Source organism: Mesorhizobium sp. BR1-1-6 (assembly GCF_020165355.1).
Classification (GTDB): domain Bacteria; phylum Pseudomonadota; class Alphaproteobacteria; order Rhizobiales; family Rhizobiaceae; genus Mesorhizobium.
Window position 1 is genome coordinate 920,642 of the sequence record NZ_JAIUHZ010000001.1, and the last position, 13,981, is coordinate 934,622.

Consider the following 13,981-nt stretch of genomic DNA (forward strand, 5'->3'; position numbering starts at 1 on the left):
CTTCGCGCGAAAGGTCAGTCATGCTCAATCATTCGAGACGCAGCAGAGGTTAGACAGATGCCGCGACGCTCATCCCTGCCGGTCACCTTCGTCGTGCCGACACTCGCCATCCTTCTGGTGCTGTCGATGGTGCCGACGCTCTACGCGGTCGTCATCGCCCTGCAGAACCGTGAACTCAGCTCGACAGCCTATTCCTATGTCTGGTTCTCGAACTTCGCCGACCTGTTCGCCGACCGCCGCTTTCTCAACGCCGTCTGGGTGTCGGTGAAATGGGAATTCGTCACGGTTATCGCGACGATGACGGTCGCCATCGGACTGGGCGTCCTGATGTTCGAGGTCGCCTCGCCGCGCCTTCGCAACGTCTATTGCCTGCTGTTCATCATCCCGGTCCTGCTGCCGCGCGTCTCGGCGGCCTTCGTCTGGAAGTTCGCCTACCATCCGCTCTACGGCATCGCCACTTACCCCTACCGGCTGCTGACCGGTGGGCTGATCTTCGATCCGCTGTCCAAGCCGTCGACGGCGTTGTTCGCGGTCGCATCGGTCGATGTCTGGCAATGGGGCCTGTTCTTCGCCGTCATCGTGCTGAAGCTCCTGGAAACGCTGCCGCCGCAGCCGATCGAGGCGGCCCGGCTCGACCATGCCAAACGCTGGCAGATCCACGCCTATGTGACCTTGCCGATGCTGAAGGCGCCGCTGGTCAGCCTGATGTTCGTCAAGATGATCGAATCGCTGCGCTCCTTCGATCTGATCTATGTGATGACCCGCGGCGGTCCGGGCGTGGCAACCGAGACGCTCGACATGTACGCCTTCTCGCAAGGCTTCATCGAGTCCGGCAAGGTCTCCTACGCCTCGGCGATGGCGGTGCTGATGATGATCGCCACGGTCATCACCTTCACCATGCTGTGGAGGCGGGTGCAGGCATGAGGTCATATCGCATGAGACCTGGCCGCCTGATCGGCAAGACCGTGCTGGCGTTTGCCGGTTTCATGGCCGTGTTTCCGTTGCTCTGGACGGCGCTCAATTCGCTGAAGAACAATGTCGACATCATCACCCGCGTCCCGCGCCTGGTGTTCACGCCGACGCTGGCCAACATCAGCTATATCGTCGGCCGCGACAGCGTCATGACCGGCCTCTACAATTCGGTCGTCGCCTGCGGTTGCGCGGTGCTGATCGGCGTGGTGCTCGGCCTGCCGGCGGCCTACGCGGTAGCGCGCTACCCGAACCGCTGGGCCGGCGACATCCAGTTCTTCGTTTTGTCGCTTCGCTTCCTGCCGCCGGTGGCGGTCGCCATTCCGCTGATGGTGATCTGGCTGCAGCTCGGGCTTTACGACACGCTCGCCGCGCTGATCGTCACCTATTGCCTGCTCACCATCTCGGTGATCATGTGGCTCGCCATTCCCGCCTTCCAGGCCGTGCCGAAGGAGGTCGAGGAAGCGGCCTTCGTCGATGGCTACGGCGCCTATTCGGTGTTCTGGAGGATTGCGCTGCCGGTCGCGGCGCGTTCGCTGATCGGTGCGGTGGCTTTCAGTTTCGTGCTGGTCTGGAACGAGTTCCTGATCGCGCTGATGCTGTCGAGCTCCAACGCCAAGACCTTGCCGATCGTCGCCTCGGAACTCTCCCAACAAGGCATGAACGTGCCGTGGGGAATCCTGAACGCCTCGGTCGTGCTTCTGTCGCTGCCGCCGCTGTTGTTTCTCGGCGTGCTCAGCGGCTTCCTGAATTCCGTTTTCCGGCAAAAAAAGACTTGAAGCGAGGACGACACGATGCGGGCACTGGTGCTTGAGAAAAAGGGCGAGCTGGCCCTGCGCGAGATCGCGTTGCCGCTCGACGTCGGCCCGGACGACGTCAGGATCGCCATCCACACGGTCGGCGTCTGCGGCAGCGACGTGCACTACTACACCCATGGCGCCATCGGCAGCTATGTCGTGCGCGCGCCGATGGTGCTCGGCCACGAGGCGTCCGGAACGATCGTCGAGATCGGCGCCAATGTCAGGACGCTGAAAGTCGGCGATCGCGTCTGCATGGAACCGGGCGTGCCGAACCTGTCGTCGCGGGCCACAAAACTCGGCATCTACAATGTCGACCCGGACGTCACCTTCTGGGCGACGCCGCCGGTGCACGGCATTCTGGCGCCGCAAGCCGTGCATCCGGCGGCGTTCACCTACAGGCTGCCCGACAACGTCTCCTTCGCCGAAGGCGCGATGGTCGAACCTTTCGCCATCGGCATGCAAGCGGCGGCGCGCGCGCGCATCGTTCCGGGTGACGTGGCGGCTGTCGTCGGCTGTGGCCCGATCGGCATCATGATAGCGCTGGCCGCCCTGGCCGGTGGTTGCTCGAAAGTGCTGATTTCCGACTTCTCCGCGCCCAAGCTCGAAATTGCCGGGCGCTATCCCGGCGTCGTTCCGGTCAACATCGGCGAGCAGTCATTGGCCGAGGCGGTGGCGGAGGCGACCGACAATTGGGGCGCGGACATCGTCTTCGAGGCCAGCGGCAGCCCCAAGGCGTTCGCCAATCTGTTCGATGTCGTGCGCCCTGGCGGCGCGGTGGTGCTCGTCGGGCTGCCGGTGGAGCCGGTGTCGCTCAACGTGCCGGCGGCCATATCGAAGGAAGTGCGCATCGAAACCGTGTTCCGCTATGCCAACATTTTCGACCGCGCTTTGCAGCTCATCGCTTCCGGCAAGGTCGATCTCAAGCCGCTGATCACCGGCACCTATCCCTTCTCCGACAGCATCGAGGCTTTCGAGCGGGCGGCGGCAGCGCACCCGCAGGACGTCAAGCTGCAGATCCTGCTCAGCGGCAAAAAGGGCTGACCATGTCCGCGATCACCTGTTCCCATGTCGACAAGGCCTATGGCACCACGACGGTCATCCGCGACCTCAATCTCTCGATCGAGGAGCACGAGTTCGTCGTGTTCCTCGGCCCGTCCGGCTGTGGCAAGTCGACCTTGCTGCGCATGTTGGCGGGGCTGGAGGACATCAGCGGCGGCGAGGTCTCGATCGGCGGCAAGGTGGTTAACGATCTCGATCCGGGCGACCGCGGCATCGCCATGGTGTTCCAGAACTATGCCCTTTACCCGCACATGACGATCTTCGACAACATCGCCTTCGGGCTGCGGCGCCAGAAAGTGCCGGCGGCCGAGATCCAGAAGCGGGTCGAAGCGGTGTCGAGGACGCTCGGGCTGGAACCCTATCTCGGCCGCAAGCCGGCCGAGCTTTCCGGCGGCCAGCAGCAGCGCGTGGCGATCGCGCGCGCCATGATCAAGACGCCGAAAGTCTTCCTGTTCGACGAGCCGCTGTCCAATCTCGACGCCAAGCTGCGCAACCACATGCGCGTCGAGATCGCGCGGCTGCACCAGTCGCTGAAGACCACCACCGTCTATGTCACCCATGACCAGCTCGAAGCGATGACGCTCGCCGACCGCATCGTGCTGCTCAAGGACGGCGTCATCGAGCAGGTCGGCTCGCCGGCGGAAATCTACGAGCGGCCGGGCAATCTGTTCGTTGCCGGCTTCATCGGCACGCCGAACATGAATTTCATCGATTTGACGGTGGCCCGGAAAGAAAATGGCTGGATGCTGACCAATGGCGGAACTGTCTTCACCGTCAACGGCTCGCGCTTCAAGCTCCAACATGGCGAGCAGGCGGTGCTTGGCATCAGGCCCCCGGATCTCAAGCCCGCGACCCCCGGCAGCGCCGGAAATTTCCTGGCGGGAACGGCCGATCTCATCGAGTTTCATGGCAACGATGCACTGGTGACATTCGCTCTTGGCGGCAAGGAGATCAGCGCACTCGTTCCCAGCCGCGTCTGCCCAACTATCCGCAGCGATGTCCGCTATACGTTTGACGAATCGGATATGCATCTGTTCGATGCCAAGTCCGGCCTATCCTTGTTGACACGGTAAGGCGCGTTCTACTGGATCGCGTCGAGCGCCTGGCGTTGCCGGTGCATCTCCAGGAAAATCCGGTAGTCGCGATCGAAGCGGGCGCCGGCGGCCGGGTTGGCGGCGCGCGTCCTGCCGCCCTGCTGCATGGCAAGACAGGCCGCGTTGAGGTCGGGGAAAAGCCCGGCGGCGGTCGCCGCCACCATGCCTGTGCCGAGCAGCACCGCCTCGTCGGCCAGCGGCTCGACCACCGTGCAGCCGGTGGCGTCGGCATAGAGTTCCATCAAGAGCGGATTTTTGGTGTGGCCGCCGGTGACATGCAGCGTGTCGATGAGATAGCCGTTCTCGTTCAGCGCTTCCAGCACATGGCGCACGCCGAGCGCGATGCCCACGGCGGTGCGCCAGTAAAGTCGGCACAGGCTGTCGAAGGAGGAATCCAGCGTAAGGCCGCTGACCACGCCGACCGCATGCGGGTCGGCGAGCGGCGAGCGGTTGCCGTGAAAGTCGGGCAGCACATGCAGCCGGCCGGCAAGGGCATCGCCCTCCGCCGCGCGCAGCTCGGCGACGCGGCTTGCAATCGTGGCATGCATGGCTGCGTTCGGCTCGCCGCCGGCGCCGTGCCAGCGGATGATGTGGTCGAGCAGGGCGCCGGTGGCCGACTGGCCGCCCTCCGACAGCCACAGCTTCGGCAGCGCGGCGCCGTAGTATGGCCCCCAGACCCCGGCGAAGGGCTGCGGATCGGGTGACATCGCCATGACGCAGGAGGATGTGCCGGCGATCAGCGCCAAATGACGGCCGATATTCCGCTCGTCGCCGGCAAACCCGCCGAGCACGCCAAGCGCACCGGCATAGGCATCGATCACCCCGGCGCCGACCCGGCATGTCTCCGTCAGGCCGAGCTCCGCCGCTGCTTGCGCGCTCAAAGAGCCGATGTAAGCGCCGACCGGACTGGCTCTTTCGGGCAGATTGCCGTGCTCGAAGAGGTCGCCGAGGCCGACGAGTTCGAAGAAATCGCGCTGCCATGCGGGTTCCCGGTGCGCCAGATAGGTCCATTTGGCGGTCAGCGTGCACTGCGAGCGGGCCAGCGACCCCGTCGCCTGCCAGGTCAGGAAGTCGGTAAGGTCGAATAGATAGCCGGCTTCATTCCAGGTCTTCGGCAGGTTTCGCTTCAGCCACATCAGCTTCGGCGTCGCCATTTCCGGCGACATGACGCCGCCGATATAGTTGAGCACCTCATGGCCGCTCGCCGTGCATTCGTCGGCCTCGGCGATGGCGCGGTGATCGAGCCAGACGATGGTGTCCCAGCGCTCCTCTCCGGTCACCGAAACGCTGAGCTGGCCGCCTTGCCTGTCGCGCACGACCAGCGAGCAGGTGGCATCGAAGGAAATGCCGGCAATGTCCTCGGCGGCAACACCGGATTTTTCGCGGGCCGCACGCACCGCGGCGCACACGGCTGACCAGATATCGCGCGAATCATGCTCGGCGTGATCGGCTTTCGGCTGGTGCATGGCGATCGGGTGCTCGGCGCGGCCGAGCAAGGTGCCACTGGTGTCGAGAATGCCCGCGCGGGCGCTCCCGGTGCCGACATCGACCGCGCAAACGAACTGTTTCGTCAAGATGCTCTGTCTCTCGCTCCCAGGCCTGCAATCAGATCTGGCAATTGCAGCATGTCAGCGAATATAAAGTCCGGCTCACTCGACGCAAGCCGCGCTTTCAGGGCAGGGTTGCCGGCATGCGCGCCGCCGGTGAAGGCGAACACGCGCATATCAGCCGCCCGCGCCGCCGCGACCCCGGCGGGGCTGTCCTCGATCACAAGGCATTTGCGCGGATGCGCCCGCATCGAGGCGGCGGCATGAAGGAACAGGTCGGGCGCCGGCTTGCCCCTGGCCACCATGCCGGCACTGAACAGATGCGGCTCCATCAATCCGAGCAATCCGGTGACGTCGAGCGCGTAGCGGATGCGGTCGAGCGTGCCCGAGGAGGCGACGCAGAACGGCAAGCCAAGCCTCGGCAGCACTTCCTTGACGCCGGCGATCGGCTTCAGCTCCTCGCGGAATTTGCGCATCAATTCGACACGCATCGTGGTCAGGTGCTGATCGGTGATGGGCAGGCCGAAGTCGCGGGCGAGGATCTCGCGCACGCTTTTCATGCTCTTACCGAGGAAATGCTCGTAGGCCGTATCCTCGCCGATACTGCCGCCGGCAAGCGCGATCATGCCGAGCAGTGCCGAGACCGACAGCGCCTCGCTGTCCACCAGCACGCCGTCGCAGTCGAAAATGACCAGTTCCGGCGCCATGGTCCCGTTTCAGAGCTTGCCGGCGAGGTAGCGCGTCAGCGTGGCGCGCGTGCCATCCGTCCACAGCAGGTTCAATGCATGCGCGAAAGCCTCGACGAACGCGGTGGCGCGCCCGACATCGCCATAGATGTCTTCCATCGCAAGCCAGGCGGCGGGCGCGTCCTTTGCCGCCTTTGCCGTCGCCTGCACGCGGTCCCAGTTCGGATCGTTGGGCTCGATGACCGCGCCGCTGTCCGTCGTGCCGAAGCAGTAGCGGCACCACAGCGCCGATTCAAGTGCCAGGCCGGCGACGCTCTTTCCCGCCTTCAAGCGGTCGGCGATGGTCGGGATGATGAATTTCGGCTGGCGATTGGAACCGTCGAGACAGAGCCGGCGCACCGTGTCGCCGATCTTGGGGTTGGAAAAGCGCTTTTCGATGAGCTGGTAATAATCCTCCAGGACCGTGTCTGGCACCGGCGGTACGGTCGGAATGATTTCGTCATGCTCGAGCTTGTCGAGAAAGCCGCGCACCAGCGGCTCCTGCATCGCCTCATGCACGAAATGGATGTCCATCAGCCCGGCCGGATAGGCGATGGTGGCATGGCCGCCATTGAGGATGCGGATCTTCATCAGCTCGTAGGGCGCGACGTCTTTGACGAACTGCACGCCGACCTTTTCAAGCGGCGGCCGGCCGTCGGTGAAATGGTCTTCCAGCACCCATTGCCGGAAGGGTTCGCAAAAGACAGGCCAATTGTCCTCGACGCCGAAATCCTTGGCCAGGATCGCGCGTTCGCGGTCCGACGTGGCCGGCGTGATGCGGTCGACCATCGCGTTCGGGAAAGCGACATTGCCGCCGACCCAGGCCGCCAGATCCTCGTCGATCAGGCGGGCCAACCCGATGACGCCATCCGACGTGACATGGCCGTTGTGGGGAATGTTGTCGCAGGACATCACCGTGAACGGTGCGATGCCATCGCCGCGCCGCCGCACCAGGCCGGCGAGGATGATGCCGAACACGGTCTTCGGCGTCGCGCCCGGCTGCGCATCGGCGACGATATCGGGATGCGTCGGGTTGAACACGCCGGAGGCAGGATCGATGAAATAGCCGCCTTCGGTGATGGTCAGCGACACGATCTTGATCGCCGGATCGGCCAGCCGTTCGATGATGGCGGCGGCATCGCCCGGCGTCAGGAAGTCGATCATGGCGCCGGTGACGCGGGCGCTCATATGACCCTCGTCCTGCTCGACCACCGTCGTCAGCCAGTCCTGCTCTTCCAGTTTGCCGCGGCCGATCTTCTCGCCCTCGAACACGCCGGCGCCGACCAGCGCCCAGTCGTGGCCGACGCCCGAATTGAACAGCTCGTCGAGATAGACGGCCTGGTGCGAGCGATGGAAGTTGCCGACGCCGAAATGCACGATGCCGGCCTTCAGCGCTGCGCGGTCGTATTTCGGACCTGCGACCCTGGCGGGCAGGTTGGCGAGATTGGCGGAAGAGAGTTTCACGGTCATCTGTTTACCCTTTGGCCGGGTTGCGGCCTTCGTTACCCTTCTCTCCCCTTCACCGGGAGAGGGTAGGAAGCGGCACATGCCTTCCGAGGCGATGCGGCCGCCACCTTGATGTTGGCCTCTTCTCCCCGCGGAGGCACGGGGAGAAGAGGCCGCCCCCGCCTCAACTCATCCACTGGCCGCCATCGACATTGTAGGTCTGGGCGACGATATATTCGGCTTCGTCGCTGGCCAGGAACACGGCCATGCCGGCGAGGTCCTCCGGTCTGCCCATGCGGCCGTAAGGCACGCCTTCACCGACCAGTCTTTTCTTCTCGCCTTTCGGCCGGTTCTCATATTTGGCGAACAGCGCGTCGACCTGGTCCCACATGTCGCTGTCGACGACGCCAGGCGCGATGCCGTTGACGTTGATGCCGTGCTTGATCAGGTCGAGCCCGGCCGACTGGGTCAGCGAAATGACCGCCGCCTTGCTGGCGCAGTAGACCGCGACCAGCGCTTCGCCGCGCCGTCCGGCCTGGCTCGCCATGTTGATGATCCTGCCGCCCTTTCCCTGCGCGATCATCGAGCGCGCGGCCGCCTGCAGCATGAACAGCGTGCCGGCGACATTGACGGAAAACAGTTTGTCGTAGCTCGCTTTGGTGATGTCGACGATCGGAGCCAGGTCGAACAAAGCGGCGTTGTTGATCAGTATGTCCGGGCCGCCGGTCCTGGTTTCCACCGCCTGCACCGCGGCATCGATGGAGGCCTGGTCCGTGACGTCGAGCTTCACCGCATAGGCCTTGCCGCCGATCTCGGCGGCCGTCTTTTGCGCCGCCTCGAGATCGATGTCGGCAATCGCCACGATGGCGCCCTCACGGGCATAGGCTTCGGCGAAGGCCTTGCCGATGCCGCGCGCCGACCCGGTGATCAGCGCCGATTTGCCTTTCAGCCTCATGCCGCCAACGCCTTGCCGTCGGGGCCGAAGCGATGCAGCTTGGCCTTGTCGGGCGTGAGATAAATGCTGTCGCCATGGTGGACGCTGAGTTCGCCGTCGGCGCGCACCGTCAGCGGGCCGACACCGTCGGCCTGGACATGCAGGAAGGTGTCGGATCCCAGGTGTTCGGCGACGCCGACTGTTGCCTTCCAATCGCCCGCCGTGGTCGAGATCGCCATGTGCTCGGGCCGGATGCCGATGGTCTTGGAGCCGTACTTCGCCGCTGGGGCGCCTTCGATCAGATTCATTTTCGGCGAGCCGATGAAGCCGGCGACGAACAGGTTTTTCGGCGTCTTGTAGAGCTCCATCGGCGAGCCGACCTGCTCGACATTTCCGGCATTCAGCACGACGATCTTGTCGGCCATGGTCATCGCCTCGACTTGGTCGTGGGTGACGTAGATCATCGTCGTCTTGAGCTGGTGGTGCAGTTCGCTGATCTCCAGCCGCATCGTGCCGCGCAGTGCCGCGTCGAGGTTGGACAAGGGTTCATCGAACAGGAAGGCCGAAGGCTGGCGCACGATGGCGCGGCCGATGGCGACGCGCTGGCGCTGGCCGCCGGAAAGCTGGCCGGGGCGGCGCTCCAGATAGTTGGTGAGGTTGAGTACGCGCGCGGCGTCCTTCACCTTCCTGTCAATGGTCGCCTGGTTCTCGCCCGCCATCTTCAGTGGGAAGGCGATGTTCTTGGCCACCGTCATGTGCGGGTAAAGCGCATAGGACTGGAACACCATGGCAAGCTTGCGCTTGGCCGGCGCCTCGCCGGTGACGTCGCGGCCGTCAATGTTGATGGTGCCGCCGCTGGTGTCCTCCAGGCCGGCGATCAGGCGCAGCAGCGTGGACTTGCCGCAGCCCGACGGGCCGACGAAGACGACGAACTCGCCGTCCTCGATGACGAGATCGATGTTAGGAATGATCGAAGTCGAGCCGAAGGATTTCGAGACGTTCTTGAGCGTGATATTTCCCATGCTTTCCTCCCGGTGGATTTCCGTCCGCCGCCTGGCGCACGCTGCTACTTCACGGCGCCCCTACTTCACCGCACCGAAGGTCAGGCCGCGCACCAGTTGCTTCTGGCTGAACCAGCCCATGATCAGGATTGGCGCGATCGCCAGCGTCGAGGCGGCCGAGAGCTTCGCCCAGAACAGGCCTTGCGGGCTGGAGAAGGAGCTGATGAAGGCGGTCAAGGGTGCTGCTTCCGTCGTGGTCAGCCGGATCGTCCAGAACGCTTCGTTCCAGGCCAGGATGATGTTGAGCAGCATGGTCGAGGCGATGCCCGGCACCGCCATGGGTGTTAGCACATAGATGATCTCGTTCCACAGCGAGGCGCCGTCCATGCGCGCCGCTTCCAGGATCTCGCCGGGGATTTCGCGGAAATAGGTGTAGAGCATCCACACCACGATCGGCAGGTTGATCAGCATCAGCATCACCATCAGGCCGATGCGGCTGTCGAGCAGGCCGGTGTCGCGGAAGATCAGGTAGATCGGAAACAGCACGGCCACCGCCGGCATCATCTTGGTGGACAGCATCCACATCAAAATGTCCTTGGTCCGCTTGGTCGGCGAGAACGCCATCGACCAGGCCGCCGGAATGGCGACCAGCAGGGCCAGGATGGTCGAGCCGACCGAGAGCAGCACCGAGTTCAGGAAGAACTTGAAATAGCCGTTCTGCGCCTGGACCTCGGAATAGCTCTCGAAGGTCCCGGACGGGATCAGGTTGAAGCCTTGGATCGCCTCCTGTTCCGACTTGAACGAGGTGATGATGGTGTAGAGGATCGGGAAGAAGATCAGCAGGGCGACGATCCAGGCGGCAGCCGTCGCGATCGTCTTGTGCCGGGTTGTGACTGCGCGTGCCATCTTTTCCTCCCTTATCTGTCCAGGTTCTTGCCGACGGCGCGCATGGCGAAGAAGGCGACGATGTTGGCGAGAATGACCGCGATGATGCCGCCGGCGGAGGCCTGGCCGATTTTGAATTCGAGCAGCGCCTTCTGGTAGACCAGGAAGGGCAGGTTGGTGGAGGCGTATCCCGGGCCGCCATTGGTGGTGACGAGGATCTCGGCATAGACCGAAAGCAGGAAGATCGTCTGGATCAGGATCACGACGGTGATCGCGCGCGACATGTGCGGCAGCGTCAGGTAGATGAAGCGGCTGATGAAGCCGGCGCCGTCCATCTCGGCGGCTTCCTTCTGCTCGCCGTCCAGCGACTGAAGCGAAGTCAAAAGAATGAGCGTCGCGAAAGGCAGCCACTGCCAGGCGACGATGATGATGATGGCGGTCAGCGGATATTGTCCGAACCAGTCTATGGGCTGGAGGCCAAAGAACCGCGCTATGTCGGCGAAGACGCCGTATTGCGGATGCATGATCATGTTCTTCCAGACCAGTGCCGCCACCGGCGGCATGACGAAGAACGGCGAGATGACGAGGATGCGCACGATGCCCTGGCCCCACATCGGCTGGTCGATCAAAAGCGCCAGCAGGATGCCGCCGACCACGGTGATCACAAGCACGCTGACGACGATCAGCAGCGTATTGAGGATCGATTGCAGGAAGGCCGGGTTGGAATAGAACAACGCGTAATTGGAGAAGCCGACGAAGCCGTCGCGGATCGGATTGAGCGGATTGTACTGCTGGAAGGAGAACCAGAGCGTGAGCGCCAGCGGAACGACCATCCAGACGAGCAGCAGGACGACGGATGGCGCCATCATGAAACGGGCAAGCGAACGGGTCTGCTGAGTAGCCATGACGGTCACCCTTCAAGGATCGGACGGAATTTTCTCGAGCTGTCGGAAGTGGCCGCCCGAACTGGGTTTCGGGCGGCCGTTGTCCGGCCATGGTCGGCGACCGGCCTTAGGCACCGGGAGGAGCCTTACTGGATGTAGCCGCCCTCGGTCATCGCCGCGGTTGCGGCGTCCTGGGCCTGCTTAAGCGCGTCGTCGACGCTCGACTGGCCGGCAAGGGCTGCCGAGAACAGCTGGCCGACGGTGGTGCCGAGGCCCTGGAACTCAGGGATGGCGACGAACTGCACGCCGACATAGGGCACCGGCTTGACGGTCGGATGCGTCGGGTCGGCAGCATTGATGGAGTCCAGCGTCATCTTGGCGAACGGAGCCGCCTTCTGGTACTCTGGATTGGCGTAGAGCGAGGAGCGCGTTCCCGGCGGAACGTTGGCCCAGCCTTCCTTCGAGGCGACCAGTTCTGCATAGTGCTTGCTGGTTGCCCATGACACGAACTTCTCGGCGGCATCGGCCTTCTGCGTGCCGGCGGGAATGGCCAGCGACCACGCCCACAGCCAGTTGCCGCGCTTGCCGAGCCCATTGTCAGGCGCCAGTGCGTAACCGACCTTGTCGGCGACCTGCGAGGCCTTGGGATCGGAGACGAAGGAGGCGGCGACGGTGGCGTCGATCCACATGCCGCACTTGCCCTGCTGGAACAGCGCCAAATTCTCGTTGAAGCCGTTGGAAGACGCGCCCTCCGGCCCGTCGGCCTTCATCAGGTCGACATAGAACTGCAAGGTGTTCTTCCATTCGGGCTGGTCGAATTGCGGCTTCCAGTTCTCGTCGAACCAGCGCGCGCCGAAGGAGTTCGACATGGCGGTCAGGAAGGCCATGTTCTCGCCCCAGCCGGCCTTGCCGCGCAGGCAAACGCCGTTCACGCCATTGGCGCGGTCGGTCATCTTGTCGGCGGCCTGCTTGATGAAGTCCCAGGTCGGCGCGTCGGGCATCTTCAGCCCTGCCTTCTCCATCAGGTCCTTGCGGTACATGACGAAGGAGCTTTCGCCGTAGAAGGGCGCGGCATAGAGCTTGCCGTCGACCGAGAGGCCGCCGGCGATCGCCGGGATGATGTCCTTGGCGTCGTAGTCGTCGCCGAGCTTGTCGAGCGGCAACAGCCAGCTCTGCTTGGCCCAGATCGGGACCTCGTAGGTGCCGATGGTCATCACGTCATACTGGCCGCCCTTGGTGGCGATGTCGGTGGTCACGCGCTCGCGCAGCACGTTCTCTTCCAGCGTCACCCAGTTGAGCTGGATGTCGGGGTTCGCCTTGGTGAAGTCGTCGGTCAGCTTCTGCATGCGGACCATATCGCCATTGTTGACGGTGGCGATGGTGATGGATTCGGCATGTGCCGCGAACGCGAGCGCGCTGGCCGAGCACAAGCCCAGGATGAGCGTACGAAGTTTCATCAAATTCCTCCCATGGACCAAGATGAGCATTTGCCTTGGCTGTGAGCAATTACTCACTAAGAATGAATTATGTCAAGCCAGATTCGATGGTGCAGCGCACACTCGATGGAGGAGCGCCGACCTGGCGCGTTGCAAATGGCCGTCCCGCAGGCGCGGACCGGGCGACAACGGCGATCTGGATGGAGCGCGGTTTTGATCCTGGAGTTAGCCGGTCAGCAGGCGATCTCGGCCAGGATCCAGTCGCGGAAAGCGCGGATCTTCGGCACGTTGCGGCGCGCCTCCGGATAGACCAGCCAGTAGGCGTGGCCGTCGTCGCCGACCAGGTCGAAGGGCTGGATCAGGCGGCCGTCGGCGAGTTCCGCCTTGAACAGCGCCCTGGTCAGGATCGCCACGCCATGGCCTGCGATGGCCGCATTGGCCTCATAAGCCTGCGCGCCCATGCTGCTGCCGGGGCGCTTGGCAAGGTCATGGCTTTGCACTCCCGCGGCCTCGAACCATTGCGTCCACCAGATGTCGCCGGGATCAAGGATCGGCAGCTTGAGCAGATCGGCCGGTTCCTTGACGCCGCCGATGCTCGCGGCGAGCTTGGGGCTGAGCATCGGCGTGAAATCGGCGTCGAGCAGCTTGTAGGCCTCCAGTCCCGGCCATTTGCCGCCGCCCGAGCGGATGGCAAGGTCGACATCCTCGCGGGCGAAATCGGTCAGGCGGCTGGATGTGTCGAGCCGCACGGCAAGGGCGGGATGCGCGATCTGGAACGAACCCAGATGATGCGCCAGCCAGTTGGAGGCAAAGGTCAGCACCGTGGTGACGCACAGCAGACCGTCCGCCCCGCCGCGGGCCGCCGCATAGGCCTGCCCGAGTAAGGCGAAGGCTTCGCTGACCGCCGGCGCCAGGCGCTGTCCGGCTTCGGTGAGTTCGATCTGCCGCGGCCGGCGCAGGAAAAGCGGCGCGCCGACCCGCTCCTCCAGCACTTTGATCTGATAGCTGACCGCTGCCTGCGTCATCGCCAGTTCCTCGGCCGCTTTGGTGAAGGACAGATGCCGCGCCACCGCTTCGAACACCCGGATCGCCTGCAGCGGCGGAAGCTGCGCAACCTGTCGCGAGCTGAGATCCGGCATAAAGCCTCCTTATGGGTCCTTATCGACGTTCGATTGGCAAAGGCGGCCGGCAAGACCGACAT

At 64.0% G+C, this 13,981-nt stretch carries 13 protein-coding genes; 4 read left to right on the forward strand and 9 right to left on the reverse strand.

The window, feature by feature from the left end; translation table 11 throughout:
• The first annotated feature begins 57 nt into the window (after positions 1-57).
• The 4 genes from LB545_RS04485 to LB545_RS04500 are packed head-to-tail and all read left to right on the forward strand — an operon-like array spanning position 58 to position 3,901.
• Positions 58-924 carry a carbohydrate ABC transporter permease gene (locus LB545_RS04485; RefSeq protein WP_140524193.1) on the forward strand — a complete coding sequence of 289 codons (867 nt, stop codon included), beginning with the start codon at positions 58-60 and terminating at the stop codon, positions 922-924.
• A gap of 11 nt (positions 925-935) precedes the next feature.
• Positions 936-1,748 carry a carbohydrate ABC transporter permease gene (locus tag LB545_RS04490; RefSeq protein ID WP_140491365.1) on the forward strand — a complete coding sequence of 271 codons (813 nt, stop codon included), beginning with the start codon at positions 936-938 and terminating at the stop codon, positions 1,746-1,748.
• A 15-nt stretch (positions 1,749-1,763) separates the two neighbouring features.
• Entirely contained in the window at positions 1,764-2,810 is a 1,047-nt protein-coding gene (locus tag LB545_RS04495) for an NAD(P)-dependent alcohol dehydrogenase (RefSeq protein WP_140524191.1), read from the forward strand.
• A 2-nt stretch (positions 2,811-2,812) separates the two neighbouring features.
• The gene (locus LB545_RS04500; protein WP_140524189.1) at positions 2,813-3,901 is read left to right on the forward strand and encodes an ABC transporter ATP-binding protein; all 1,089 of its coding nucleotides are present in this window, start codon (positions 2,813-2,815) and stop codon (positions 3,899-3,901) included.
• Between the two features lie 8 nt (positions 3,902-3,909).
• Here the strand turns inward: LB545_RS04500 and LB545_RS04505 are convergent, their stop codons facing one another.
• From LB545_RS04505 to gcvA, 9 genes are all read right to left on the reverse strand, one after another.
• Positions 3,910-5,496 (reverse strand): FGGY-family carbohydrate kinase, encoded by a 1,587-nt coding sequence (locus tag LB545_RS04505; protein WP_140524187.1) that lies wholly within the window; start codon positions 5,494-5,496, stop codon positions 3,910-3,912.
• The gene (locus LB545_RS04510; RefSeq protein WP_140491356.1) at positions 5,493-6,176 is read right to left on the reverse strand and encodes an HAD family hydrolase; all 684 of its coding nucleotides are present in this window, start codon (positions 6,174-6,176) and stop codon (positions 5,493-5,495) included. Before LB545_RS04510 ends, LB545_RS04505 begins: the two co-directional genes overlap by 4 nt.
• A gap of 9 nt (positions 6,177-6,185) precedes the next feature.
• Positions 6,186-7,664 carry a mannitol dehydrogenase family protein gene (locus LB545_RS04515; RefSeq protein ID WP_140514366.1) on the reverse strand — a complete coding sequence of 493 codons (1,479 nt, stop codon included), beginning with the start codon at positions 7,662-7,664 and terminating at the stop codon, positions 6,186-6,188.
• A gap of 160 nt (positions 7,665-7,824) precedes the next feature.
• Complete coding sequence (locus LB545_RS04520) at positions 7,825-8,595, reverse strand: L-iditol 2-dehydrogenase (protein WP_140524185.1); 771 nt, start codon at positions 8,593-8,595, stop codon at positions 7,825-7,827.
• The gene (locus LB545_RS04525; protein ID WP_140491350.1) at positions 8,592-9,596 is read right to left on the reverse strand and encodes an ABC transporter ATP-binding protein; all 1,005 of its coding nucleotides are present in this window, start codon (positions 9,594-9,596) and stop codon (positions 8,592-8,594) included. The genes LB545_RS04520 and LB545_RS04525 overlap by 4 nt, the downstream gene beginning before the upstream one ends.
• A gap of 60 nt (positions 9,597-9,656) precedes the next feature.
• A complete protein-coding gene (locus LB545_RS04530) occupies positions 9,657-10,481 on the reverse strand; it encodes a carbohydrate ABC transporter permease (RefSeq protein ID WP_140491348.1) in 825 nt (274 codons plus the stop codon).
• Between the two features lie 11 nt (positions 10,482-10,492).
• On the reverse strand, positions 10,493-11,365 hold the full coding sequence (locus LB545_RS04535; protein WP_140491346.1) for a carbohydrate ABC transporter permease: 873 nt from the start codon (positions 11,363-11,365) through the stop codon (positions 10,493-10,495).
• A 125-nt stretch (positions 11,366-11,490) separates the two neighbouring features.
• A complete protein-coding gene (locus LB545_RS04540) occupies positions 11,491-12,801 on the reverse strand; it encodes an ABC transporter substrate-binding protein (protein WP_140491344.1) in 1,311 nt (436 codons plus the stop codon).
• Between the two features lie 212 nt (positions 12,802-13,013).
• Positions 13,014-13,919 carry a transcriptional regulator GcvA gene (gene gcvA, locus LB545_RS04545; protein WP_140662386.1) on the reverse strand — a complete coding sequence of 302 codons (906 nt, stop codon included), beginning with the start codon at positions 13,917-13,919 and terminating at the stop codon, positions 13,014-13,016.
• Positions 13,920-13,981 lie beyond the last annotated feature (62 nt).